The organism is Dyadobacter sp. CY345 (assembly GCF_021502725.1).
Lineage (GTDB): Bacteria > Bacteroidota > Bacteroidia > Cytophagales > Spirosomataceae > Dyadobacter.
Window position 1 is genome coordinate 394,376 of sequence record NZ_JAKFFS010000003.1, and the last position, 25,377, is coordinate 419,752.

Here is a 25,377-nt window from a genome sequence, read left to right on the forward strand (position 1 = left end):
TGTCAGCTGTCAGCAACCGGAGGTCGGTTGGAATTCTACAATTTCAAAACGCGAGCCATTTCGTTTTTCTACAACTATTTTCTATCAACCGCCGAGTGCCGAAAGCTGATTGCCGACAGCCAAATTAAAAGAACAAATATACCGTTGCGCTGCTGATCGTCAATCCGCAAGCCAATCCTGCGATAATCTGGGCTGGTGTATGTGCGTTTAAATATAATCTTGCGCTTAATAAAAATCCACTGATAAGTACGATAACCAGCAGTGGCATAAGTAATAATTGTTCATCAAAACGAATGATCATACCGGTGATGATACCAATGGCGCCGCCCATTCCCGTAGCATGCGCACTTATTTTCCATGACAAACTTACGAGCGCAATGGCGATCATAGAGACGGTGACACTGCCTAAAAGTATCGCAATCTGTGGTGCCAGTTCTGCGATTGGTTGCAGCTGCCAGCCGAACAGATACGTTGCGATGGCATAAATGATCGCACAAGCCAAATAGGGCAATCTTCTTTCACGCAGGGAATCGACGTGTAAAGTGCTCACGATGCCCAGACGGTAGAAATAATATATGATTATCGTAGGCGCAACAAACGTGTTTAAAAATATCAAAAGCAGTAAACTGCCCAGTCCCGGAAGTTCCAGTGCGCTGACACCCATAAGGTCGGGAGTGATCAGGAAAAGAACTGCAAACAGGTAGGTAGTAATAATCAGAGGGTGAAATACTACGGATAAAAAAGTCGCGATACGGGTATTCAAAACAGGAAAAACGTTAGTCATAGTTTGCAAGAAACAAATTTAATCCATAAACCAGTTCAGACAATGTCTTTCAAAACATAAAAGTAAGTTGGTCTATTAAAATAGGTTTTCGTAGGGTATTTTGTAATTTTGCGCCTCATAAAAAAGAAGTTTACAGTTGAGTTTTATATAAGGATTGAATTTATATTAAGATGGGACCTTTGCAGATCAAAGAATTATTACAACAGACTCCGGATGGACAATCCGTTACCCTGAAAGGTTGGGTACGTACGAAGCGTGAAAGTAAAAATGCAATTTTCATAGCGCTCAACGACGGATCAACCATTCATAATATACAGGCGGTTGCAGCTCCCGGACAATTCTCAGCTGAACTTTTACTTACTGTTACCACCGGCTCTTGTTTAAAAATAACGGGCCAGCTTGTAGAATCGCAGGGCTCAGGCCAGGCTGTCGAAGTTAAAATTGAGGATATACACGTGTATGGAGCTGCCGATCCTGATGCTTACCCGTTGCAACCGAAAAGACATTCACTGGAATTTCTGCGTGAAATAGCGCATTTGCGCCCACGGACTAATACATTCAGTGCTATTTTGCGTATTCGTCATACACTGGCGTTTGCCGTTCATAAATACTATAACGATAGAGGTTTTTTCTATCTGCATACGCCAATCATCACCGCTTCTGATGCAGAAGGAGCGGGAGAAATGTTCCGGGTAACCACTTTGGACCTGGAAAAATTGCCAAGAACGGATGAAGGTGCAATTAATTTTAAAGAAGACTTTTTTGGAAGAGAGGCAAACCTGACTGTTTCCGGACAACTGGAAGGAGAGCTTGGCGCTATGGCTCTTTCTAAAATATATACTTTTGGCCCGACTTTCCGCGCTGAAAACTCAAATACAACACGTCACCTTGCCGAGTTCTGGATGATTGAGCCTGAAATGGCTTTCTTCGAGCTGGAAGATAATATGGATCTGGCAGAGGATTTTATCAAATATGTGATCGGTTATGCGTTGGAAAACTGCAAAGATGATCTGGCATTTCTTGAAAACCGTCTGGCTGAGGAAGATAAAAACAAGCCGCAAAATGAACGTTCGATCCCGCTTTTGGAGAAACTGAATTTTGTTGTTGAAAATGCGTTCGAGCGTCTGACTTACACTGAGGCGATTGATATTTTGTTAAAATCAAAACCGCATAAAGAAAAGAAATTCCAGTTTCCGGTAGGATGGGGAATTGACTTATCAAGTGAGCACGAGCGTTATCTGGTAGAAAAACATTTCAAAAAACCAGTTATCCTGACTAATTATCCACGAGAAATCAAGTCGTTCTATATGAAACTTGATGACGATGGAAAAACGGTTCGTGCGATGGACGTTCTTTTCCCTGGTATTGGTGAAATTATCGGTGGTAGCCAGCGTGAAGATAATTACGAGAAACTTCTGGAACGTGTTCACGAAGTGGGAATTGATCCTGAAACGATCTGGTGGTACCTGGAAACACGTAAATTCGGTACCGCGCCTCACTCCGGTTTCGGTCTGGGTTTTGAGCGTCTGGTATTGTTTGTAACAGGAATGAGCAACATTCGCGACGTAATTCCTTTCCCAAGATATCCAAAAAGCGCTGAGTTTTAATCAGCGCTTTTTGAAACTATTTTTCACCGTAATAGCAAGCAAAAACGCTGTTGCGGTGAAGAATATCATAATGAGAAAAGCCGGCATACCTCAGTAAACCAAGCTGAAACGGCAACGAACGCGGAGAGTCTTCCTTATCGATATAAGCGAAGACTTTTTCTTTATATTCTGCTCCTCCCAAAGATTCAAGATAATCGCCATACCGCTTCCACATTAATTTATTAACGCCCGGTTCATCAAAGGAAACGAGATCGGAAACATAAATCCTGCCACCCGGTTTCAGCCATTTATATAATTTCTCGAAAGTTTCCTGCCAGTCCTCATGATCGCGAAGATGATGTAAAACTGCGCCTGCGAGCATACAATCGAAAGTGTTTTCTTCAAAATCCAGATCGCGCAGATCAGACTGATAAGTTTGCACATATTTAACGCCTGCCGCTTCGACGCGCTCGCTGGCCCGGGTTAGCATAGGTTGGCTCAGATCAACCAGATGGCATTCAAGCGGGTGAATTTCCTGCAAAACACGCAGCGTAAAATTGCCCGCTCCGCAGCCCAGGTCAAGCATTGTGTCATTGGGTTTCAAATGCAAAGCTGCCGTTTGAGCAACCAGATCAAGAACCAGTGGTGCATCGATCGTTGCCTGCTGTCCTGTTTCTAGTTTGCTAAAACGATCAACATCATTGTCAAATCGTGTCTGAATCTCCTGGATTGTTGATTTTTGCGATAAGGAAGTCGTCATTGTCATTCGTGAAAAATGCTGGTGTTAAGTTATTTTGGAATCAATCTAAACCAGTGTTAGGGTCGTTACTTTCTAATTTATATCTTTGTAAGCCTGGTAATCTAAGATTTGTATATTTTTTTGATATAAAACGAAAAAGTAATATTCCGGATTGCCAGACCTGGATTAGATTGAAATTAAAAGACAAGATATAAAAAATGCCAATGAGTTTTCGTTGGTATGTAACGTTTGAAAAATTTAATGGCCAAAAGCCTATGTTGAAAAAAGTGCAGCCGAAAATGTGGTGGGCGGCGTTGTTTGCCGTAGTAGTAATTGTGCTTTCCTGGGTTTGGGTGAGCAACAGCAGGTCTCATGATCTTGTAAATTTCAAGAGAAATGCCAAATCCAACCCAAATCTGGATCCAACGGAAATCCGAAATCCGGATGCGAAAACACTTCTTAAAATAACACAAATAGAAGATATATTCAGAAGGAAAAGAAGAGCCGGTTTTAATGGAAATGTTCTGGTCGTTCAGAAAGGACATATCCTGTATCAAGGCTCGTTTGGTTATGCGCATTTGAAAGATAAGGATTCATTGCAAAGTCATTCCAAGTTTCAGCTGGCCTCTTTGTCAAAACCGTTCACGGCGGTTGCTGTGCTTAAATTGATTCAGGACGGAAAGGTAAGTTTGGAAGATTCTGTACAAAGATTTTTTCCTGATTTTCCATACCATGGGGTAAAAGTGGATATGCTGCTGAGTCATAGAAGTGGTTTGCCAAATTATATTTACTCATTCCCGGATAGTGTTCGGCATGGCAAGAAATTTCCAACCAATATGACGGTGATGGATTGGTATGCGAAAGTAGTTCCGACGCCCCATCCATACAACAGACCGGGGCGGTCCTTTAATTATTGTAACACCAACTATTGCGTTCTGGCGGCAATCGTCGAAAAGGTGACCGGTGCGTCTTTTGACAATTATTTGCACAATGAAATTTTCGCGCCGCTCGGCATGAACAACACAGTTTTGGTGACCGACACTTCCGAAGCTTCAATGATGTATAGAACGGTTGGTCATCAATATGGCCGGATGCTGGCGAAAGATTATTATGATGATGTTGTCGGAGATAAAGGATTATACTCAACGACAGGAGATATTTACCGTTTTTATGCCGGCCTGACTTCCGGTTTGCTGATCAATAAAAATCTTTTAAAAGAAGCCTGGACGCCAAGAAGTTTCGAGCGCGACGGTATCAGGAATTATGGTTATGGATTCCGGATGCACGTAAAACCTGATCACTCAACCCGTTTTATTTATCATGGCGGATGGTGGAAAGGTTATAATTCCATGTTCTGGATATGTCCGGAAGATGAGGCAGTTATTATCATCCTGGGAAATTCATACAACCGAAATATTTACGATATCAAAGAATTGTTGACTGTGCTGCATGGCAGCGAAAGCGATAAGCTTGAAGATATTGAGAAAGATCTCTAGCTTAATTTGAAATCGGACGGTAATTCAGGATATTTGCCGGACTAAACGAATACTCACCTCAATGTCAGAAACCGATTATACCGTACCTGCTTCCTTACTTCTGGGTTTACCGATTCTGGCATTTTTTGTATTGTGGCTTGGCGGAAAGAACCTGAACAAATCAGCAGGCTGGATTGGCGCTTTCATAACGGCAATTGGACTGGGAGCAAGTATCGTTTATGCGGATATCGACACGCTTCATACCGTTTCTTTCAATTGGGCTCTGATCGGGCAGACAAAAATAATTCTATCTTTTCTCTTTGATGAGCTGACGGCCATTATGTTGATCATCGTTCATTTTGTGGCTTTGCTTGTGCAGATTTACTCCATATCTTATCTGCATGGCGACAAAAATCTGCACCGTTATTTTGCTTTCATTCAGCTTTTCCTGTTTTCCATGGTTGGTATCGTCCTGTCGGGAAGTTTACTGGTTATGTATATCTTCTGGGAGCTGGTTGGTTTGTCATCTTATCTTTTAATTGGTTTCTGGTATTTCAAGCCACGTGCTGTCTGGGCTGCACAAAAAGCTTTTGTTTTAAACAGAATCGGAGACGCAGCATTTCTGACCGGAATTTTAATGCTGTTTTACTATATTGGTTCTACCGACTTTGAGGTGCTTGCCACTTCAATCCAGTCGCTAGATGCCGGAATTTTAACCGCAATCGGCTTATGCCTTTTTGGAGGTTGTATGGGAAAATCAGCCCAATTCCCTTTATCTGGCTGGCTTCCTGACGCGATGGAAGGGCCAACGCCGGTATCCGCGCTGATCCACGCAGCGACGATGGTTGCTGCCGGAATATTTTTATTAGCAAGAATATCTTTCTTATTAACACCCGAAGCCCAAATCGTTATCGCCTGCATCGGAACCATTACGATGGTAATTGGAGCAGTGAAAGCAACGCAGGTTTGGGATATTAAACGCGTGCTGGCATATTCTACCATGTCACAGTTGGGACTGATGGTTATTGCAGTCGGGCTGGGAAGCTGGCGCACGGCGCTTTTCCATTTAGCAACCCATGCATTTTTCAAATCAGGATTATTTCTTTCCGCAGGTTCTGTAATCCACGCTGTAACGCCTTCTGAAACGGACGAAACTTTTGATCCGCAGGATATGCGTACCATGGGCGGCCTGAGAAAATATCTGCCGGTTACCTTTGTCTGCTTTGCCATCTGTTCGTCGGCTTTGGCGGGACTTCCGTTTTTCTCCGGATTTTTATCAAAGGATGCGATTATTGTAGAGGCATTTTTCTGGGCAGAGAAACACGGTGCCTGGGCTTATTTGTTTCCAATTGTCATTATGATTTCGGCGGGGATAACAGCTTATTACATGACCCGCCAGGTTTGGTTGATTTTTTTGGGAGAAAAACGATACCAGATTTTTAAATCTGTTCATCCACACGAATCTCCTGTATTGATGTGGGGGCCTATGGCTTTACTTGCATCACTTTCAGTTTTCATCTGGTTTTCGTGGAATCCGTTCGATGCTTCCCATGGCTGGTTTTTAGAACTTGTCGGAGCGGAAGAGTTCGGTCATATTCTTTGGGTGCCCTTTGTGGCAACGGGTATAACTTTGATATCAATTTTTCTGGCATTTCGCGAAACAAAAGCCGAAGATCCATTCTCAATCTATGCAGGGAATTCTAAAAATTCGGTTCCTTTATTGAAAAAGCTGGCCGGGCTTAACGAATTTTCAAGAGAAGCATTTTTTATCAAATCATTTGCTTTTATTTCAAACGGATTAAAACAATTTGAAAGCAAGTTCGTCGACGCTTTTGTGGATGGTGTTGCAAAATGGAGCGTTGTGTTTGCACATATACTAAGTTGGGGAGACAAGAATATTGTGGATGGAGGGGTTAAGCTGACTGTTTTCACAATTAAATCAGCGGGTCAGGGCGTCCGTGGATTTCAGAATGGTAAAATACAATCCTATTACCTTGTCACCGCCTTGGGAGTTTTACTTCTGATTTTGTGGCTTACTGTTTTATAGGAAAATAGTTGGAGCGTTCAGCGCTCTTTTATCTCATATATTTTTGTTTCAGTTTATATAATGATTGACCATATACTTTCTTTACTGATCGCCATTCCCTTATTCGGAGCCGCTGCGGTTTCTGTCTGGCCTTCGCAACGTCCCGGTGATTTCAGGATGATCGCGCTTTCAGTATTGCTACTGGAATTATTGACCGGATTATCCTTATTTCTCTTTTTTCAGAATCAAAATACGGGATATCAGTTAAGCGAAACGGTTGACTGGATCACATTGCCAATCGGATCTCTTGGCGTGGTTTCGATTGATTATGCGTTGGCAGTAGATGGTATCAGTTTTCCGCTGGTGATATTGGCTGTTGTTGTATTGTTCGTCGGTATGATCAGTTCATGGAGTATCAGCCAGAAAACCAGGGCTTATTTTGCTTTATACCTTGTGTTAAGCGGAAGTGTGATCGGTTGTTTTCTGGCGCAGGATTTCTTCCTGTTTTACCTGTTTTTTGAGTTTATGCTGTTGCCGATGTATTTTCTTATCGGTTTGTGGGGTGGGCCAAGAAGGGAATATGCCGCACTCAAATTTTTCATTTATACATTTTTCGGATCGCTGTTAATTCTGATCGTGATGATCGGACTTTATCTTTCCGTGATCGACCCTGTGGAAACAGCCCGCGCAGTCGGTATTGTTGGTCCTGAAGATCTTGTACAGACGGATGTTATTTTACAAATTCAACAATGGCTTGCAGATGGCAGAATTGCCCCGGATCAGTTGGTTCATACTTTTCGCTTTGCCTATCTGACGGATGCCGGAAATTATATTCCCGGTTCCATTTTAAGTCCTGAAACAGAATTTAATTTAATGGGTATACCTGTTCGCCTGCTTGCGTTCTGGTTTTTGTTTGCCGGTTTTGCTGTCAAACTTCCTGTATTCCCGGTGCATACCTGGTTGCCCGACGCACACGTTGAAGCACCGACACCTATTTCGGTTGTGCTGGCCGGAATTCTTTTAAAAATCGGAGGTTATGGTTTTATCCGGATAGTAGATGGATTTTTCCCGGCTGAGGCTCAATACAGCATGATTCCTTTGGCAATACTCGGTATGATTTCTATCGTATACGGCGGCTTCAATGCTCTGGCACAAACGGATCTGAAAAAGATGATTGCTTTTTCTTCGGTTTCACACATGGGTTTTGTGTTATTAGGTGTTGCAGCTTTCACGGCGGAAGGAATTAACGGAGCTATTTATCAGATGGTTAGCCATGGTATACTTTCTTCAATGCTCTTTCTTTTGGCCGGGGTAATTTACGACCGGACCCACGACCGGCAAATTGATAATTACCGCGGTCTCATCGGACCGATGCCACGTTATACCATTCTGACTGGAATTGCCTTTTTTGCTTCCTTGGGATTACCCGGATTTTCGGGTTTTGTTGGAGAATTATTCACGCTGATGGGCGCGTTTCAGGCAGGTCCTTTGCCGGTCTGGATTCCGGCACTTTCAACTTTGGGGATTGTTCTTGCCGCGGCTTATTTTCTCTGGACTTACCAGCGTATGTTTTTTGGAACGTTTTGGTACAAAGCGGACGATTCAATCATGCTTACCGATCTGACAACCCGCGAAATTGCATTATTGACGCCATTAGCCGTTATTTCTGTATTGCTTGGGATTTTTCCGGGATTGCTATTTGATATGACCGGGCCAACGGTTCAGGCGTTTTTGGAGCGGTTACAGTAGTTATTTTCAGGGCTCTTATTCATAGACATCTTTTCTATGTCCTAAGGTTATAACTTCAATAACTAATTCCCGATCGAAAATATCATAAAGAACACGGTAATTGCCAATACGAATTCGGTAACCGCTTTTTCTACCTTTCAATTTTTTACATCCATCTGGACGCGGATCACTTTGAAGCGCACCGATAGCTAAAATAATTGTAGGGACGATTTTTTCAGGAAGGTTTTCTAATTGTTTTTTAGCTTTTTTAGATAGGAAAAGAGTATAATCAGACATTTTTATATTCTCTGCTCTTTAAGAAATCTGAGAATAAGATTCGGGTGCCGTCGTCTTCATTTTTTGCCTCATCATATAATCTTAGATCTTCCTGATCTTCCAATGCTTCAATAATGTTATCAAATTCCTTCTGAGAAAGTATGACGAGTTTTTCTCCATCATCATTCGTTGCGTATTTTGGATGTAAAGCGATCATAATCTTTTTGGTTACATTCGATAAATTGGGGAAATGAAATTTGGCCTATGGTATATCAATTTAAGTAATGATCTTATAATTTCAAAAATGACCTCTATTGAACCTAACGAATAATGTCAATAGAAGTCACTATTGTTACTATTATTTCCCAAAAATCCGGTCCAGACTGAACCTGTTTTTCTTGGCCAAAACTTCCAGTTTTTGTTGCTGTTCATTTGTTAGTACATACAAAATCTCCTCTCTTTTCGCCTCGGAAAGCTGGTTATGATCGCGACGTTTGGCATCGTCATTTTTTGAAAGTTTTCTATCCTTCCGCGCGTACCGTTTCTCAATTTTCTTAATCTGCTTAACTTGTCTCTTTGAGAGATCAAGATCAGCTGCAAATTTTTCCAGATTTTTTTCCAGCCGCTTATTGTTCAACTTCGGATTTACCGTGGAGGTTTCTTCATAATCATCAGAATCTTTTGAAGATTGGTTGGTCGACGTGGCGCATCCTGTGAAAAATAAGCCTGTTACGGTAAGAAAAAGAAAAATTAGTTTTTTCATTGATTGCTTTTTTGTTTGGAATGAAATGTTGTTGCTACTAACGAAGATTACTTTCCAAAGAATATATACAAGGGTTGAAAAAATGAATACCTGAAAACTTCTTTCTTATTCCGGTAGATAATATGTCGATTCAAATAAAATAACAACCGCGACAAATCACTGATAGTATTTTTGCCCAAGAATCCAGTAATTGTAGTTGTGTTTATGTCGGAAACCAAAAAAGCTTTTATTATCCGTCGTTTGTACCAAATTTAATTTCCTATACCTTAATTTTTTCAATGAAAGAAAGCTCTACTTCACACCGGTTGTTGTCGCTTGATACACTGCGTGGATTTGACATGTTTTGGATTTCCGGCGGCGAAGATATTTTTGCTGTTTTAGCCAAAGTTACCGGCTGGTCATGGGCCGTTTTGATTGCGCATCAACTAACGCATCCTGAGTGGAATGGTTTTCGCGCTTATGATTTAATTTTCCCGACTTTCCTTTTCATGGCAGGCGTTTCAACGCCGTTCTCTCTGGGAAGCCGTTTGGAAAAAGGTGTTCCTGCTTCTGATTTAATTCGCAAGGTGATCCAGCGTGGCATTGTTCTGGTACTTTTAGGTATCATTTATAACAATGGAATTTTTCATACCGAATGGCACAATATGCGCTATCCAAGTGTGCTCGGGCGTATCGGTCTTGCAGGAATGTTTGCGCAGATTATTTATTTATACACGGGAAAAACAAGTCGCTGGGTTTGGTTTGCAGGTTTGTTACTGGGTTATTGGGCATTTATGATGTATTTTCCTGTTCCAGGCTGTGAGGTCGGAATGATGACGATGGAATGTAATCCTACAAGTTATCTGGACAGACTTATTCTTCCTGGTCGCCTGCACCTTAAAATTCATGATCCGGAAGGTTTGATTTCAACAATTCCTGCGATTGCAACCGGACTGATGGGCATATTTTCCGGAGAAATTTTGCGTACAGATGCGGCAAAACTTTCGCAAAATAAAAAAGTACTTTATCTGGTTGCTGGTGGTATTGTAAGTTTAATAATATCGCAAGTATGGAATATTGTTTTTCCGATCAATAAGAATTTGTGGACCAGTTCGTTTGTGCTTTGCGCTGGCGGTTGCAGTACCCTTTTGCTTGCGTTATTCTATTGGGTTATTGATGTCTTAAATTACCGCCGCTGGACATTCTTTTTCGTGGTTATCGGTATGAATTCGATCGTTATTTACATGGTTGGGCGGTATATTAATTTTGAATATACGGCAGAAGCGCTTTTCGGAGGTGCGCTCGAATTCTTCCCGGAACCGGTTCAGGCTGTTGGCGGTGTGATTGCATTTATCATGGTTCAATGGACATTTATGTATTTGTTATGGAGAAATAAATTATTTTTGAAAGTTTAATTATTTACGCATTGAATTTATAATGTCAATTCAGGTTACGAATCTTACGAAGGTATATGGAACGCAGCGGGCGGTAGACGGGATTTCGTTTTCCCTGAAACCCGGAGAGATTGTAGGTTTTCTTGGCCCAAACGGCGCAGGGAAATCTACAACCATGAAGATTCTGACCGGCTTCTTAAATGCAACTTCCGGCACAGCGACGGTAGCAGATTTCGATGTGAACGAGCAGCCAATGCCTGCCCGACGTTCCATTGGTTATCTGCCCGAACATAATCCGCTTTATCTGGATATGTATGTACGTGAATTCTTATTATTTTCAGGAAAATTATATGGAATGCGGGGCGCGTCATTAAAAGCAAGAGTTGAGGAAATGATAGCGCTTTGCGGACTTGAAGTTGAAAAAAGAAAAAAGATCGGACAATTATCAAAAGGGTATCGCCAGCGTGTGGGTTTAGCACAATCTTTCCTGCATGATCCTGCGGTGCTGATTCTGGACGAACCAACTACTGGTCTGGATCCCAACCAGATACAGGAAATCAGGGAGCTTATCCGGACGGCGGGCCATAACAAAACCGTTCTTTTTTCAACCCACATTATGCAGGAAGTGGAGGCTTTATGCGACCGTGTGATCATCATCAACAAGGGACGTGTAGTGAGTGACAGTTCACTGGAAACATTAAGACAAACAGGCAAATCGCTCGAAGAAACTTTTCGAAGCCTTACCGTCTGAATAATGGTTAATGATTAAGGGTTAATTGTTTGTGAATAAAATTTAAAAGTCTGATCGCCGACGGCCGATTGCCGACAGCCACCAAATAATTAGAATTGCCTTAAAACAATTAAAAACCGGATTTTTTACTGTTGGAAATTGTTATCATTGTAATTATCGAAAATATATTTTAGCTCAACTTCTGAAAACTGCTTGAATATTACTTCCTCTAAAAAGTCGGAATAGAAATGGAAAAAAGGTTGGGAAGCCATCTTCGTGTTGTTGTAGGTATTGTAGTTCTTGTGGTGTTTAGTACCGTTGCGGTGGCCTGGAAATTGATCCAGACTGATCAGCCTTTTATGGAAATATTGGAACCTGTGAAAGAAAAGCAGGTGAAAAGCACACCTAAAAGTCGCCGCGATCCTGTCGTGGTTTTGCCTGAAAATCAATGGGTAGACAGCACTTTGTCATCACTAACACTGGAACAAAAAATCGGCCAGTTGTTTATGGTGGCTACCTTCTCAAATCGCGATGAATCCACGACCAGATATATTGACAGACTGATCGACGAATATCATTTAGGAGGTTTAATTTTTTTCCAGGGCGGCCCGGTTCGTCAGGCACAGCTTACCAATCATTACCAGGCCCGTTCCAAAGTTCCGCTTTTTATCGGTATTGATGGAGAGTGGGGGTTAGGTATGCGTTTGGATAGTACCATTTCTTTTCCAAAACAAATGGTTTTAGGAGCCGTTCAGGATGACGAGCTTATTTACCGCATGGGCAGCGATATTGCCAGACAATGCCGTCGCCTGGGTATACAGATCAATTTTGCTCCTGTTTCTGATATTAATAGTAATGCCAACAATCCGGTCATTGGTATCCGTTCTTTTGGTGAAGATCGTGAAAATGTAACGCGCAAGGCAGTTGCCTATATGAAAGGTTTGCAGCATAACGGTGTGATCGCCACTGCAAAACATTTTCCCGGGCATGGTGATACTGATGCCGATTCTCATTTTACACTGCCCGTACTTACTCATACAGAGCAACAACTCAACGAGGTGGATCTTTATCCTTATCGCCAACTGATTGCAGACAGTTTGATGGGCGTTTTGAGCGGGCATTTGTTTATTCCTGCTTTGGATAATACCCCGCAGCTTGCAAGTTCGCTTTCAGATAAAGTGATCAACGGATTACTTAAAAAACAGATGGGTTTTCGCGGTCTTGTTTTTACAGATGCGATGAATATGCGTGGTGTTTTGAAAACCGGGCGTGCTGCTGAGGTTAACCTGAAAGCTTTGATTGCAGGAAATGACGTTTTGCTTTATCCTGAAAATGTTGCAGAAACGATCACCAAAATTAAAGAGGCACTTAATCAGGGTACCATCTCGCAGAAATTTCTGGATGATAAAGTAAAGCGGATTTTGCAGGCCAAATATTGGTCTGGTTTAGGGGAATATCAACCCATTGATATCAACAATTTATATGCTGACCTGAATACGGAAGATAGTAAACAACTGATCAGAGAAATCGGCGAAGCGTCAGTAACGGTTGTTAAAAACGAAAATGGAATTTTGCCGGTGCGGGAGATAGAAGGCCAGAATATGGCAGCTGTGAGCATTGGAGAAGGGGTTAATTCGGTTTTCCAAAAAATGCTGATGACCTACAAGCCAATCCGGCCTTATTCATTTTGGGAGGAGCCAAGTCAGGAACAGATAACGGAAATGCTGAATTACTTGCAGCCTTATGAAACGGTTGTGGTCGGTGTGCACGGCATCGCTTCAAATCCAAAACGTAATTATGGCGTTTCGTCCGGCTCAGCAGAGTTTGTCAGACAATTGAAACAGCAAGGCAAAAAGGTAATACTTTGTCTGTTTGGTACGCCGTACAGTATCCAGTTTTTCCCTGAAACAGATGCTTTGATCTGTGCCAATCAGGATGGAACTGACCAGCAGGAAATTGTCCCGCAGATTATTTTTGGAGCGTTGGCATCGCAAGGCCGATTGCCTGTCTCGGTATCGATTTATAAGGCAGGTGACGGGGTAACAACGGAGACGATTAATCGAATCAGTTTTGGAACTCCGGAAAGTGTCGGGATGAATGGCGCGACGCTTAAAAATATTGATGAAATCGCAAATGCAGCTGTAAACGATCGAATTTTCCCGGGATGTCAGGTGGTTGTGGCAAGAAAAGGAAAAGTGGTATATGACAAATCATTTGGCGGGCTCAGTTATCGCACGCCCGAACGAGTGACTTCTGAAACGATTTATGATGTAGCCTCGGTAACCAAAATGGCCGCGACTTTGCAATCGATCATGTTGTTATATGATCGGAAACTGATCAATCTGGATGAACGCGCTTCTCATTATTTGCCAGAATTGCACGCGACAAACAAACAGAATTTCACCATCCGGGATCTTTTGATGCACCGTTCGGGCCTTGTGTCCTTTTACCCTACTTTGTGGGACAGGACAAAAACAAGTGCCGGAGGACTGTTGCCTGAATATTATAGTTCCAAGCCGGATAGTATTTACATTCTTCAGGTGGCTCCGAGGTTGTTTGCAAAACCCGCGCTGCGTGATTCAGTCTGGAAATGGGTTGTGAAATCTCCGATGAATAACACCAGAGACAAGTCCGGAAAATATGGATATCTATATAGCGATTTGGGTTTTCTGACATTGCAGAAAATTGTAGAGAAAATTACAGCACAGCCTTTGGATGTTTTTGTGACAACGAATATTTACGAACCGCTTGGTCTTAATTATACGGGTTTTAATCCGCTAAGACGGTTTTCTGAAAAACAAATTGCACCGACCGAACAGGATTGCCGTTTTCGTAACCAACTGCTTCAAGGTACTGTTCATGATCAGATGGCGGCAGTTATGGGTGGCGTCTCCGGTCACGCAGGTTTATTTTCAACCGCAACAAACCTGGCCGTTCTTTTTCAAATGGATTTGTGGAAAGGTAGATATGGCGGAAAAGTGTTCTTTCAACCGGGTACTGTTCAGTTGTTTGCACGTATGTACGACGAAGCACACCACCGCGGCTTGGGTTGGGATAAGGCGCCGGTAGATGGAAATAGTTCTTATGTTTCTGCGCAAGCCTCTGTGAACTCATTTGGGCATACCGGCTTTACAGGCGCAATTGTCTGGGTAGATCCGGATGAAGACCTGGTGTTTGTCTTTTTATCTAACCGTATCAACCCTGATCCTGAAAATAACGGCATCACGACACAACGCACCCGTCGTAGAATTCACGATGTAGTATATACCTCACTTCTGGAAAGGAAAAGCATTCTTCATTAATCAGTTACAAATGTATTTCAAAAATATCTCTAACTTTACCTTGACAAAGGTTAGTGAAAAGACATTTTTGAAATATACATGAAAAGAACATCTATTAAAAAAGGAATTTTTACATGCATTGCGGTTATTCTTGGGATAGCTTCTTCGTTTGCTCAAACAATCACCAATGTAGCAGTTGATGCAAGTGCCTGTACCGGCCGAACTGTTTCCGTCGCATTTACGCCGACTGGTTTTACAGCTGGGACAGAGTTTACTGTACAGTTATCGGATGCTTCAGGGGCATTTACAAGCCCGGTAGAAATAGGAAAGGGGACTGTTTCGCCGATTGTCGCTACGATTCCTCCTGCTTCTGCTGCAGGAGCTGGTTATAAGGTTCGGGTGATTTCGTTAACACCTGCAATAAATGGAAGTACCAGTTCTAGCATTTTGGTAAAAACTACTCCCAATAGTCCCGCTGGAGCAACTTATACATATTGCGTAGGAGCTCCACCAATTGTTTTAGGCCAATCCGGTGGGGGTACAAATTTTTATATTAATAATGGGACTATCCTATTGCAAGGAGATGTTATCATTAATACAGACTATGCTGTAAGGCACCATGTGGAGTACTATGTTACTCAGGTTGTGGATGGATGTGAAAGTGGAGCGGGGCAAATAATAGTCGGAGGTTATGAAGTGGCTAAACAATTAACAATCACTAATCCAGCGGCTGTTTGTCAAAATTCTGAAGTACCAACTACGCTTTTAACAAATGCCATAAATAATTATAATATCTATGGTGGAGAATACACTTGGTATACGGATCCCTCAGGTGGTACTGGTTCGCCCACTATACCAACACTATCAACTTCAATAGCGGGAGAAACAAATTACTTTGTAACAACGCGTAGAGAAAATTCACTTAATAGATGTGAAAGCCCTCGCGCCAAGATAACTGTTTCGGTTAAGCCAGCCCCATCTGCACCAACTGTAACAAATAAAACTTATACAGTTGGTCAAAAAAATATTCCAGCCTTGGCAGCTACCGGGACAGGGTCATTCTATTGGTTTACTCAAGAATCTGGTGGTGTAGGCGTTACGGCAGGGCCTGTACCATCGACGGATAAGGCTGGAACAACTAGTTACTGGGTAACGCAGACAGTAGACAATTGTGAAAGTCCTCGTGCTAAGTTGGATGTTGTTGTAAGTGCTGGTGCGTGCACACCGCCTGCTGGTCCCGTAGTACAGGCATACTATGCTTATTGTGTAGGTGCCGTTGCGGGAAAACTTACTGCGCAAGGAACGGGTATAAAATGGTACAGTGGTGACGGTGTTACACCACTTTCCGAAGCACCAACACCCATTACAACCGTAGCTCACAACGCCCGAAATCCATCTTACTTTGTAAGCCAAACAGTGAATGGCTGTGAAAGCGAAAGAATTCCTATTTCTATCGATGTCAAAGCTACAACCCCCGCTCCAACAGTTGTAGCTCCTGCTCCAATTTGTCAGAATAATATAAAAATTATTACCTCGGAAATATTAAGACAGGCTATTGTTTCCGCTGGAACAAACTATCAGTGGTACTCAACGGCGGATGGTAATCCTTCAACAACAGTTCCAAGTCCTTCTGTAACGACCCCCGGTTCTACTGATTATTACGTTACACAAACCAATACTGGGAGCTGTGAAAGTCCAAGGTCCAAAATTACGATCGTTATTACAGAAGCACCTGCTGCTCCAACAGTGACTAACAGAACTTACACAGTTGGGCAAACAAATATTCCTCCTTTATCAGCAACAGGAACAGGTTCATTTTTTTGGTTCACTCAAGCTGTTGATGGTGTAGGGTCAACAACGCCTCCAACGCCATCTGCCGCGGTTGCTGGCACTACCAGTTATTATGTTACGCAAACTGTTGGAGTTTGCGAAAGTCCTCGTGCGAAGATTGATGTTATTGTTACTGGTGGGACTTGTACTCCTCCGCCTGCACCAACAAGTAGTTCTAAAACTCAGTTTTGTGTAGGTGATGCTCCTCAGCAACTTTCAGCAAATGGACAAAATTTAAAATGGTATGCCTATGAAGGTTCAATTGGACATTTATTACCAGGGGCTCCAACGCCATCAACAAGTTCACCAGCAACTTTTTTAACTGGACCTACTTATTATGTCACTCAAACTATAAATGGATGTGAAAGTGCAAGGTTAGATTTTTGGATTGTTGTTTTAAATTTTACACCAACTCCAATTATTACCGATCCTGCTCCTATTTGTCAAAACTCCGTTGTGACAGGGAGTCTTCTTACAGGTGCAATTAATGGATATGGGGGAACAACCGACTATATATGGTCGGAAACCGATAATGCAGATGTAGGATCTACAACTATTCCAATTCCATCAACTGCAGTAGCAGGAACTGAGGATTATTATGTTTATAGATATCCAGGTCATAGCTGCCCAAGCGCCAAGGCAAAGATTACCGTTACTGTACTGCCCGCTCCACCAATACCAACAGTTGTTAGTCCAGTAAATTATATAGTCAGAGCTACCAACGCAGTCCCCTTGACCGCCACAGGAACCGCCTTAAAATGGTATACTACAGCAACAGGAGGAACTGCATTAACAACAGCCCCAACACCAATAACAACAACTGCGGGGACAACAAGTTATTATGTAAGCCAAACTTTAAACGGCTGTGAAGGGCCTCGTGCGGAAATTGTTGTAAGTGTTGCAACGTGTACAACACCGGTACCGACGGTAACAACGCCTGTTACATATAACGTAGGAGCAACTGCTGTGGCTCTTACTGCCACAGGAACTGCTTTGAAATGGTATACTGTTGCCACTGGTGGAACTGCTTTGGCGGCCGCACCAACGCCATCAACAACAACAATAGGAACAGTTTCTTACTATGTAAGCCAGACTTTAAATGGCTGCGAAGGACCTCGTACAAAAATTGATGTTGTTATATCTGCTTGTGCAACGGCTGCACCAACCGTTGCTAATGTTACTTATTGTTTATCTGAAACTGCGGTAGCATTAACTGCAACCGGAATAGCCCTTAAATGGTATACAGTTGCAACGGGTGGAACCGGTGTAGCGGCGGCTCCAATACCTGCAACTACTACTGCCGGCACTAAATCATATTATGTGACCCAAACTTTAAATGGCTGCGAAAGTCCGCGTGCTAAAATTGATGTGATTGTAAATCCTCCAACAGCTGCTCCAACAGTTGGCTCGGCTGTGGTATATTGTTTCAACGAAACTGCAATACCATTAACTGCAACTGGAACAGCTTTAAAATGGTACACAGCCGCAACTGGTGGAACAGTATTAACGACTGCGCCAACGCCATCAACTTCTGCCGCTGGCACAACGTCTTATTATGTGAGCCAAACACTAAATACTTGTGAGAGTACTCGTGCAAAGGTTGATGTGACTGTAAAACCTGCCGTGCCGGCTCCGACCATTGCAGCCGCAGCGATCGAATATTGCCAATCTGTTAAAGCAATACCACTTACTGCGACCCCGTCAACAGGTGGGGAGTTAAATTGGTATGGAACAAATGCTACTGGCGGAACTGCTTCTGCCACGGCGCCAACTCCATCTACCGAAACTGAAGGAACGACATCCTACTACGTGAATCAAAAAGATGCAGATGGTTGCCTAAGCAGCCGTGCTAAGATCGACGTTAAAATAAACGTTACTCCAAAGCCAGCTTTGGCAACATCCTTTGTTGAATATTGCCAGGGCGCTACTGCCTCACCGCTAAGTGCTACCGGTACCTCACTTAAATGGTATTTGACGTTAACGGATACTAATCCACGTACATCGGCATTAACTCCGTTTACAGAAAAAGTTGAGGATTATTCTTTTTATGTTACACAGACAGGGGCTAACACTTGCGAAAGTCAAAAGGCTGAGATAAAAGTTCATATTAAACCATTGCCATCAGCAACGATTTCAGGAAACAATGCTGTCTCACCAGGGCAATCGACTACGATTACAATAGAATTTACCGGTGATGCGCCTTGGCAATATACCCTGTCAAACGGACAAACAGGAACGTCGAGCAATGCCATAACTCAGGTGACCGTTACTCCGCAAGCAACGACGAACTATGTTGTGACGAGAGTTTCTAATGCTTGTGGGGTAGGGCTTTCAAATGGAGTTGCGGTGGTTACAGTTCTTATTCCAACTATTACTACTGGTAGCCCGTCCGTATCGCAGATATGCGCCGGAAGAAGTTTTACTGTCCCATTCCAAAAGTCAGGTGATTTCCCAACCGGAAATAAATTCACGGCTCAGATTTCAACGGTGAATGATATAACGAAATTTGTGTCTATTCCTTCGACGGATAACGGAACTATCCTGACTGCCACAGTTCCTGACACAGTTAAAGCAGGAAGTTATTTTATCAGGGTTGTAAGCGCCGGACAGGGAAACACACTTCCGGGAAGCGTAAGCTCTGTAAAAATGACTATCAATCCATTGCCGGTCGCTACAATTACGGGCCCGTCGAATGTGTTAATGGGTCAGAGTGCAACGTTGAGCATTGCAATCACGGGTGATGCGCCTTGGACATTTAACTTGAATGATGGCGCTAAGGATACGCTGATATCTTCAAGTATTAGCCCTATATCTGTCAGGATTTCGCCGAAAACGACGTCGGTTTACCAGATCACTTCGATATCAAACGGCTGTGGCGTAGGTCGGGGAGCGGGGACATTCCGTGTTCAGGTTGATCCCGTGTTAGGTACAGAACCTCCGGTTGTTGCGGCTGACTGGTTGAAAATATACCCGACAATGATTGAGAATAAATGTACGGTGGAAATTACTTCTGCAATTTCTGCCAAAGAGGCGCTGTTTGAAATTTTTGATCTCAACGGTCGATCATTGGCGAAAAGATCTATACGTCAGAAAGTTACAGAAGTTGACTTTACGTCAAGACCACCAGGCATGTATCTTTTAAAGGTTCAAAATGGCGACCGGACTTCGGTGCAGCGGATTTTTAAACCGTAAAATGTATAGCAAATATTAAAAAAGCGGGAAGTATATTGCTTCCCGCTTTTGTTTTAGGTGTAGTTCTCAACCGAACCGATCAAGATGACTTCCGATTTTTTAGACAATTATTTCATGGCCGAAGCACTGCGTCAGGCAGAAAGGGCTTTTGATGATGGGGAAATTCCTGTTGGCGCGATTGTTGTAATCGGTGAAAGAATTATAGGCAAGGGATATAACCAGACTGAGCGATTAAAAGATGTAACTGCGCATGCGGAAATGCTGGCAATCACGGCGGCGTCTGAGTATCTGGGTGGAAAGTATCTTCAGGATTGTACTTTGTATGTTACCCTGGAACCTTGCGTGATGTGCGCAGGAGCATTATATTGGACACAAATGAAACGTGTTGTGTTTGGAGCATCGGATGAAAAAAGAGGGTTTTCAGGCCTTGGTAAAAACATTTTACACCCGAAAACCCAGCTAAAAAAAGGAATTCTGGCGGAAGAAAGTCAGGCGTTGTTACATAAGTTTTTTAAAGGATTAAGAACATAAAGCAGTTTTCTGCTGTTAACCAACTAGAAAATCATATTCAATAACCAATAAACCTTATTCATAATGGCATTTACACTTGATCCGTTACCGTACGCAAACAATGCGTTAGAACCGCATTTTGATGCGCTTACAATGGAAATTCATCATGATCGTCACCACCAGGCATATGTTACCAACTTGAATGCAGCAGTAGCAGGCACCGAGCTGGAAGGTAAAAGTATAGAAGAGATTATCAAAAATATCAGCAAAGCACCGGCACCAGTTCGTAACAACGGTGGTGGGCATTGGAACCATACATTTTTCTGGAAATCTCTTTCTGCGAACGGCGGTGGAGAACCAGTTGGAGAATTGGCAAAGGCTATCACTGAGAAGTTCGGTTCTTTTTCAGCTTTTAAAGATGAGTTCAAAAAAGCATCAGTTGGACGTTTTGGTTCAGGATGGGCTTGGTTGATCGTGAAAGATGGCGGTGAAATTGCTATCACTTCTTCTCCTAACCAGGACAATCCATTAATGGATATCGCTGAAACGAAAGGTACGCCTGTAATCGGACTGGATGTTTGGGAACATGCTTATTACCTGAAATATCAAAATAAACGCCCTGATTATATCGAGGCATATTGGAACGTAGTAGACTGGAAAGCTGCTGACACTCTTTATGTTGCAGCGAAATAGTCAAAAAATAGATAAAAAAGGTTTACAGTTTTCATAAAAAATATCAACTTTTGTTTGGAAGCTGTAAACCTTTTCCTAATTTTGTGTCCTCAAACGGAGGTTGTAGCTCAGTCGGTTAGAGCGCTAGATTGTGGTTCTAGAGGTCGCGGGTTCGAGACCCGTCTCCCTCCCAAACATTAAGGTCCTGAATTTCAGGACCTTTTTTTGTTGACTTTATTCGTAGTTTCCAAACTACGAATCTAAATAATTTACCGTTTTTAACGGTCTGCAATTCGTAAATCTCGATTTAGTAATCCTCTATTTTTCCCGAGTGAACTCCACCCCCATTCCAAACATACCCATTAACCAACCAGTTTTCGTAATATATTAACCATAATGACACCCAAGGAAGAATGGTGTCTCCAAGCCAATGTCCGTCAGAGAACTGACCCGTCCGTGGAAGATACAGACATAGCGAACCATCGCCATAAAGGTGTGGTGGCATTTTTCCAATATTATTTTTTATCAAAACAGGGCTAATAATATATACTTTGGGCCGTCTTCCTACCTGAAATTCAATTCTAAATTTGTAGTTGCAGCTCCGAGCGGTTGGTTTCAGGGCGCCCTTCACAAGAAGCAGCTTCCCACTTTTTGAGAGTTCTGTCTCAAACTGCGGATATTTTTGCTTGATATAAGCAAGCTGTCGAGCTACATTAATTCCATTAATACTATTATGCATTATCTCCAAAAAAAGTGTTAGGCTTAATGATACTACGACTAACCGGCTGGCTAGTCAATATTCCCGAAGCGGGTATTTGATAGAGGCTTTTTGAAGCTCTGGCGTTTGAAATCTGGCTCATTGCCGCGGATGTCGCATCGTTATAGATGTCTTCACCGAACAAACCCTTCAGTATTCGGCTTTCGGTAAGTACTCCCTGTTGTAACTTAAATTTTTGCCACTCGTTGTTTAGATGGCTCGCAAAATCGATAAAGGCGTTGTAGTATTCTGGCTGCGTGTCCCACTTAGAAGTGAAATCTTCCAACTGATTTACTGGATTCAACACTTTAATTCTTTGCCCAGGAATGCTCTGATAGAAGTTTGCGTTGGAAACTATGCGACCGACAATGCCATCCATGGTATCAAAAATTGAAGGCTCTCCTCTATGATATTGACCCGCTATTGTAGTCAGTATTACACTTGAGGTTTTGAAAGTATCATCATTGCTGAAATAAATGTCGCGATATCGCTTTAACAACTGCACAGCGCGCTGCAACGGTTTTTTTCTTCTGAAATTATCGTTTGGCAATCGCTCTATTTCGATCGCCCGTTTCCTATCAGCCTTTTCCAAAAGTGACTCAACAACACTGTTTGCTTGTTGAATAAACCAATCCGCATGACCACGAGGATTGCTTATATCGACGTTCTGCATCTCTTTATTTAATACCAAAACCGTATTTGGGCATGAGTTGTTCCGTTGGCTAGCCGCAAGAACGTCCATGTGAAAATCGCCTGCATATTTTATTCGCACGCAACGACTTTTCGATATAAGGGAATTTCGATATCTACTCCCAGGTTCACGAAGCCGTCTTTCAAGTTGTTTACGTATTTCTTGTGGGCCGAACCTTCCGGCATCCGGTCTCAATTGAATTATTGTATCCAAATCAAACTCATTACCCTCGTAGGGCTTGTTCGCTGTTTCGGTTTTTACACTTCCTTGGGGATAAGTTTCTTTTACAAGACTTTTAAAAAAAGGATCTTCAAGTACAAACTCGTGTACTGCACGGTAGGCACTCTTCATTCGATCGTATCTTGTATCATCTAATTGGAGGCCCTCGGCCATTTTGTCAAGCAGCTCGTCCAACTGCGTCGATGGATCTTCAATTGTCGTCATCTTCAAGTTATGTTAAAATTTTTTTTGTCTGGGGCAGGATAACTTTTCCGGTAACAGTACGTCCATTTTGTATTTCGTCGTGAGTCGCAAAAATTATTTGATCTGACTGAGGTGGATCTAAGGCGATCAATGCCCCAAGTTGTTCTGGACCATCCGGCTTTAGCTCAAAAATATCCGCATAAAGAAATTCATCATATGTGAAAAAGTCTGGGTCTTTGATTCCTTCGTAGTTGCAACCACAATGGACATATTGTAAATAAGGAAATTTATTGTGTGGTAAGATTCCGCTGGCCACTAGCTCTTCATAGAACTCCCGCCAAGGATCAGTTTCCCGGTCCTTCTTAGAATTAAACCACCTAATAAATTTTGGAAGGTGCTTCCGTTTCTTGACTATGCAACGCAGATCATTTTTACTATCAACATCGATAGGAATTCCGTTGATATCTTCAATTCCAAGACTGTTAAAAAGTGTGCTTGTTTCATTGGGGAGATACTTGTATACTCCGCCAACTGGTTGATAGCCAGAGCCAGGTCGTCTATGACTGTCAATTAATAAATATTTACCATTGACCCGAATCCTAAAAAAATAAGCCATTGAGATCCTTACAGGCTTTGATGGTTTCAGCCAGGACTGAAACCAAATTTTGATGAAGGCTCTGCTCTCATATGCATTCGATATCAGCAATATCAATATACTCGATAATAGGCCAAAACCAACATCCCGAATTGAACCCTGAAGGTCAACATTCTGCTTGAATGCTATCATACTTAACACGAAACATGCAATGGCAATTAATATCTGAATCCCTATCATTTTCCCTCTAATTCTGTACGAATTGGTTTTGAACAATCTTTCTTAGTTTCTCTAATGTCAACTAAAATTGCAATGCATTTGGAGAGCACCGCTTAGTTTGAAAGCGATGCCCTCGTTACAAAAATTACTTCTCATGACGAACACCTTTGAACGGGGTTCCGTCCTGTTTTCCGTCCATTATACGACCCGTTTCAGCGTCGCGCTTGAAATACATGCCATTGTGCTCAAATTGTGATCTTTGACGCACAGCACCGATTCTGCGCCCATCTCCGGTTGGTTTATTAACTGCCATTTTTTACACCTCCTTTCCAATCTTTAATTTTATGTAAATGTTCCTACTGGGGCAATCGAAATATCATCTCTATGCATTAAACTTGCACTGTGTTTGATATACCTTACATTAATAAGAATCAAATGTACGGAATTTCAAACGTTTTGCCATAGTTATAAAATATTTTTCTAGTAAAAGATAATTTGTTGGTCAATACAGCCATAAATTTTGGAAATAGCTTACATTTAGCATTTAAATGACTAACATATGACTGATCAAGAACAGCAATTTCTATATCAGCGAGTGGGCGAGAATATCAAGAATGCTCGTAGCAAAGCCAATTTGACGCAAGAACAGTTAGCTCACGCGATTGGACTGAGCAGGGCGTCCGTTGTTAATATTGAGAAGGGAAGACAAAATCCATCTATTCATCAGCTTTATTCTATTGCCGAACATTTGGAGATAACCGCGCACGATCTTTTACCAAAAATTTACATAACTGAAATTTCTAGTTATCTATCTGACGATGATTTGAAGAATGTTCCAGTCGATGGACTAAACAAACTAGCATCTTTTGTATTAAAATTTAAAAGCTCACAGTAGTTCATGAACAACAAGCGACGCAGCCATATTGAAGAGGTTGCAATTATGCAGCTTCGTGAGTATGATTTATATCCAACGCTTCCAGCTACGCTATATGAAAGATGCTTGGCAGTGGATGTTGAAAAAATTATAATTCAAAAGGGAATCAAATTGGTTCCATATGATTTTGGTGATGATATTTCGGGCGTACTACTTTACGATGGAATTAAGGCAACAATCGGCTACAACAAAGACAACGGACCTAGTCGACGCCGGTTTACAATGGCTCACGAGCTAGGACATTTTGTATTAAACCACCAAAGGCATGGAATTTTCGTCGATACGGCTGAAAAATATTTTCCTCCAAAATTTAGAGACAGAGATTCTTCAACAGGTGAATTCCTGCAAGAAAAGGAGGCTAATGCATTTGCCGCCTCTCTGCTAATGCCAGATGAACTTGTTTTAAGCGCGATTGAGTTTATCCGCGACCAAAAAAAGCATTTGCAAGAGGATTACAATTTGGCGGGAGAATTGGCTAAATATTTTTGGGTTAGTCCTCAGGCTATGCTCTTCCGGCTGGACAATTTAGACTTCTTTATTTAATCAAAACCGCCGAACCAACCCGAAATACTTTAAGTTTTCGAGTATTGCACCTAGCTCCCCGCTATCCGTAGTTTAAAAATGCGAATGCGGATACTCTACCGTTTTTAACGGTTTTAAGCCTGTATAATCACATTACGGTCTTTCTTTTTTAGTTTTTAACAGCGTCCAGAAATTAGGAAATTTATTACTAGCAGTCTATTCTTAAATTTCCATTCAACCAAAGACGGTTACAAACGGTCCATATACAAGC

The 25,377-nt window shown here is 42.1% G+C and carries 21 protein-coding genes and 1 tRNA gene; 13 read left to right on the top strand and 9 right to left on the bottom strand.

What is annotated here, in order from left to right; all coding sequences use genetic code 11:
* Positions 1-124 precede the first annotated feature (124 nt).
* Positions 125-784 carry a hypothetical protein gene (locus L0657_RS15540; protein ID WP_235151701.1) on the bottom strand — a complete coding sequence of 220 codons (660 nt, stop codon included), beginning with the start codon at positions 782-784 and terminating at the stop codon, positions 125-127.
* A gap of 170 nt (positions 785-954) precedes the next feature.
* Between L0657_RS15540 and asnS the strand changes: the two genes are divergently transcribed.
* Positions 955-2,391 (top strand): asparagine--tRNA ligase, encoded by a 1,437-nt coding sequence (gene asnS / locus L0657_RS15545; protein WP_235151702.1) that lies wholly within the window; start codon positions 955-957, stop codon positions 2,389-2,391.
* A 16-nt stretch (positions 2,392-2,407) separates the two neighbouring features.
* On the opposite strand, the gene L0657_RS15550 is transcribed toward asnS, so the two are convergent.
* Positions 2,408-3,130 (bottom strand): class I SAM-dependent methyltransferase, encoded by a 723-nt coding sequence (locus tag L0657_RS15550; protein ID WP_235151703.1) that lies wholly within the window; start codon positions 3,128-3,130, stop codon positions 2,408-2,410.
* A 203-nt stretch (positions 3,131-3,333) separates the two neighbouring features.
* On the opposite strand from L0657_RS15550, the gene L0657_RS15555 reads away from it, so the two are divergent.
* The 3 genes from L0657_RS15555 to L0657_RS15565 all read left to right on the top strand — a co-directional run bounded on the left by L0657_RS15555 (position 3,334) and on the right by L0657_RS15565 (position 8,359).
* The gene (locus tag L0657_RS15555; protein ID WP_235151704.1) at positions 3,334-4,605 is read left to right on the top strand and encodes a serine hydrolase; all 1,272 of its coding nucleotides are present in this window, start codon (positions 3,334-3,336) and stop codon (positions 4,603-4,605) included.
* A gap of 61 nt (positions 4,606-4,666) precedes the next feature.
* A complete protein-coding gene (gene nuoL / locus L0657_RS15560; protein WP_235151705.1) occupies positions 4,667-6,631 on the top strand; it encodes an NADH-quinone oxidoreductase subunit L in 1,965 nt (654 codons plus the stop codon).
* A gap of 60 nt (positions 6,632-6,691) precedes the next feature.
* Entirely contained in the window at positions 6,692-8,359 is a 1,668-nt protein-coding gene (locus L0657_RS15565) for a NuoM family protein (RefSeq protein ID WP_235151706.1), read from the top strand.
* A 15-nt stretch (positions 8,360-8,374) separates the two neighbouring features.
* Here L0657_RS15565 and L0657_RS15570 read toward each other — a convergent pair whose 3' ends face one another.
* From L0657_RS15570 to L0657_RS15580, 3 genes are all read right to left on the bottom strand, one after another.
* A complete protein-coding gene (locus L0657_RS15570; protein WP_235151707.1) occupies positions 8,375-8,635 on the bottom strand; it encodes a type II toxin-antitoxin system RelE/ParE family toxin in 261 nt (86 codons plus the stop codon).
* A complete protein-coding gene (locus tag L0657_RS15575; protein WP_235151708.1) occupies positions 8,628-8,831 on the bottom strand; it encodes a hypothetical protein in 204 nt (67 codons plus the stop codon). Before L0657_RS15575 ends, L0657_RS15570 begins: the two co-directional genes overlap by 8 nt.
* 141 nt (positions 8,832-8,972) lie before the next feature.
* Positions 8,973-9,377: a hypothetical protein gene (locus tag L0657_RS15580; protein ID WP_235151709.1), complete on the bottom strand. Its 405-nt coding sequence runs from the start codon at positions 9,375-9,377 to the stop codon at positions 8,973-8,975.
* Between the two features lie 278 nt (positions 9,378-9,655).
* Here L0657_RS15580 and L0657_RS15585 point away from each other — a divergent pair, with 278 nt between their 5' ends.
* From L0657_RS15585 to L0657_RS15615, 7 genes are all read left to right on the top strand, one after another.
* Complete coding sequence (locus tag L0657_RS15585) at positions 9,656-10,771, top strand: acyltransferase family protein (protein ID WP_235151710.1); 1,116 nt, start codon at positions 9,656-9,658, stop codon at positions 10,769-10,771.
* A gap of 22 nt (positions 10,772-10,793) precedes the next feature.
* The gene (locus L0657_RS15590) at positions 10,794-11,501 is read left to right on the top strand and encodes an ATP-binding cassette domain-containing protein (RefSeq protein WP_235151711.1); all 708 of its coding nucleotides are present in this window, start codon (positions 10,794-10,796) and stop codon (positions 11,499-11,501) included.
* Between the two features lie 227 nt (positions 11,502-11,728).
* Entirely contained in the window at positions 11,729-14,782 is a 3,054-nt protein-coding gene (locus tag L0657_RS15595; protein ID WP_235151712.1) for a glycoside hydrolase family 3 N-terminal domain-containing protein, read from the top strand.
* A 78-nt stretch (positions 14,783-14,860) separates the two neighbouring features.
* Positions 14,861-19,783: a T9SS type A sorting domain-containing protein gene (locus tag L0657_RS15600; protein WP_235151713.1), complete on the top strand. Its 4,923-nt coding sequence runs from the start codon at positions 14,861-14,863 to the stop codon at positions 19,781-19,783.
* Positions 19,784-19,867: 84 nt separating this feature from the next.
* A complete protein-coding gene (locus tag L0657_RS15605) occupies positions 19,868-20,314 on the top strand; it encodes a nucleoside deaminase (RefSeq protein ID WP_235151714.1) in 447 nt (148 codons plus the stop codon).
* 63 nt (positions 20,315-20,377) lie between these two features.
* The gene (locus tag L0657_RS15610) at positions 20,378-20,986 is read left to right on the top strand and encodes a superoxide dismutase (protein WP_235151715.1); all 609 of its coding nucleotides are present in this window, start codon (positions 20,378-20,380) and stop codon (positions 20,984-20,986) included.
* Positions 20,987-21,081: 95 nt separating this feature from the next.
* Positions 21,082-21,157 (top strand) — tRNA-His (locus L0657_RS15615).
* A gap of 115 nt (positions 21,158-21,272) precedes the next feature.
* Here L0657_RS15615 and L0657_RS15620 read toward each other — a convergent pair.
* The 4 genes from L0657_RS15620 to L0657_RS15635 all read right to left on the bottom strand — a co-directional run bounded on the left by L0657_RS15620 (position 21,273) and on the right by L0657_RS15635 (position 23,963).
* Positions 21,273-21,704: a hypothetical protein gene (locus L0657_RS15620; RefSeq protein ID WP_235151716.1), complete on the bottom strand. Its 432-nt coding sequence runs from the start codon at positions 21,702-21,704 to the stop codon at positions 21,273-21,275.
* Positions 21,697-22,857 (bottom strand): nucleotidyltransferase, encoded by a 1,161-nt coding sequence (locus tag L0657_RS15625; RefSeq protein WP_235151717.1) that lies wholly within the window; start codon positions 22,855-22,857, stop codon positions 21,697-21,699. Before L0657_RS15625 ends, L0657_RS15620 begins: the two co-directional genes overlap by 8 nt.
* 7 nt (positions 22,858-22,864) lie before the next feature.
* Entirely contained in the window at positions 22,865-23,623 is a 759-nt protein-coding gene (locus tag L0657_RS15630; protein ID WP_235151718.1) for a hypothetical protein, read from the bottom strand.
* Between the two features lie 172 nt (positions 23,624-23,795).
* Entirely contained in the window at positions 23,796-23,963 is a 168-nt protein-coding gene (locus L0657_RS15635) for a hypothetical protein (protein ID WP_235151719.1), read from the bottom strand.
* Between the two features lie 246 nt (positions 23,964-24,209).
* Here L0657_RS15635 and L0657_RS15640 point away from each other — a divergent pair, with 246 nt between their 5' ends.
* The gene (locus L0657_RS15640) at positions 24,210-24,545 is read left to right on the top strand and encodes a helix-turn-helix transcriptional regulator (protein ID WP_235151720.1); all 336 of its coding nucleotides are present in this window, start codon (positions 24,210-24,212) and stop codon (positions 24,543-24,545) included.
* A gap of 3 nt (positions 24,546-24,548) precedes the next feature.
* Positions 24,549-25,127, top strand: a complete 579-nt coding sequence (locus L0657_RS15645; RefSeq protein ID WP_235151721.1) for an ImmA/IrrE family metallo-endopeptidase — start codon at positions 24,549-24,551, stop codon at positions 25,125-25,127.
* Positions 25,128-25,377: the final 250 nt, after the last annotated feature.

Excerpts from the sequence above, each read along its gene's own strand:
- asnS (WP_235151702.1), top strand. The coding sequence starts at position 955 with ATGGGACCTTTGCAGATCAAAGAATTATTACAACAGACTCCGGATGGA.
- L0657_RS15590 (WP_235151711.1), top strand. The coding sequence starts at position 10,794 with ATGTCAATTCAGGTTACGAATCTTACGAAGGTATATGGAACGCAGCGG.
- L0657_RS15580 (WP_235151709.1), bottom strand. The coding sequence starts at position 9,377 with ATGAAAAAACTAATTTTTCTTTTTCTTACCGTAACAGGCTTATTTTTC.
- L0657_RS15610 (WP_235151715.1), top strand. The coding sequence starts at position 20,378 with ATGGCATTTACACTTGATCCGTTACCGTACGCAAACAATGCGTTAGAA.
- L0657_RS15600 (WP_235151713.1), top strand. The coding sequence starts at position 14,861 with ATGAAAAGAACATCTATTAAAAAAGGAATTTTTACATGCATTGCGGTT.
- L0657_RS15640 (WP_235151720.1), top strand. The coding sequence starts at position 24,210 with ATGACTGATCAAGAACAGCAATTTCTATATCAGCGAGTGGGCGAGAAT.
- L0657_RS15570 (WP_235151707.1), bottom strand. The coding sequence starts at position 8,635 with ATGTCTGATTATACTCTTTTCCTATCTAAAAAAGCTAAAAAACAATTA.
- L0657_RS15550 (WP_235151703.1), bottom strand. The coding sequence starts at position 3,130 with ATGACGACTTCCTTATCGCAAAAATCAACAATCCAGGAGATTCAGACA.
- L0657_RS15645 (WP_235151721.1), top strand. The coding sequence starts at position 24,549 with ATGAACAACAAGCGACGCAGCCATATTGAAGAGGTTGCAATTATGCAG.
- L0657_RS15565 (WP_235151706.1), top strand. The coding sequence starts at position 6,692 with ATGATTGACCATATACTTTCTTTACTGATCGCCATTCCCTTATTCGGA.
- L0657_RS15635 (WP_235151719.1), bottom strand. The coding sequence starts at position 23,963 with ATGGCAGTTAATAAACCAACCGGAGATGGGCGCAGAATCGGTGCTGTG.
- L0657_RS15555 (WP_235151704.1), top strand. The coding sequence starts at position 3,334 with ATGAGTTTTCGTTGGTATGTAACGTTTGAAAAATTTAATGGCCAAAAG.
- L0657_RS15575 (WP_235151708.1), bottom strand. The coding sequence starts at position 8,831 with ATGATCGCTTTACATCCAAAATACGCAACGAATGATGATGGAGAAAAA.
- nuoL (WP_235151705.1), top strand. The coding sequence starts at position 4,667 with ATGTCAGAAACCGATTATACCGTACCTGCTTCCTTACTTCTGGGTTTA.
- L0657_RS15595 (WP_235151712.1), top strand. The coding sequence starts at position 11,729 with ATGGAAAAAAGGTTGGGAAGCCATCTTCGTGTTGTTGTAGGTATTGTA.
- L0657_RS15630 (WP_235151718.1), bottom strand. The coding sequence starts at position 23,623 with ATGATAGCATTCAAGCAGAATGTTGACCTTCAGGGTTCAATTCGGGAT.
- L0657_RS15540 (WP_235151701.1), bottom strand. The coding sequence starts at position 784 with ATGACTAACGTTTTTCCTGTTTTGAATACCCGTATCGCGACTTTTTTA.
- L0657_RS15620 (WP_235151716.1), bottom strand. The coding sequence starts at position 21,704 with ATGCATAATAGTATTAATGGAATTAATGTAGCTCGACAGCTTGCTTAT.
- L0657_RS15585 (WP_235151710.1), top strand. The coding sequence starts at position 9,656 with ATGAAAGAAAGCTCTACTTCACACCGGTTGTTGTCGCTTGATACACTG.
- L0657_RS15605 (WP_235151714.1), top strand. The coding sequence starts at position 19,868 with ATGACTTCCGATTTTTTAGACAATTATTTCATGGCCGAAGCACTGCGT.
- L0657_RS15625 (WP_235151717.1), bottom strand. The coding sequence starts at position 22,857 with ATGACGACAATTGAAGATCCATCGACGCAGTTGGACGAGCTGCTTGAC.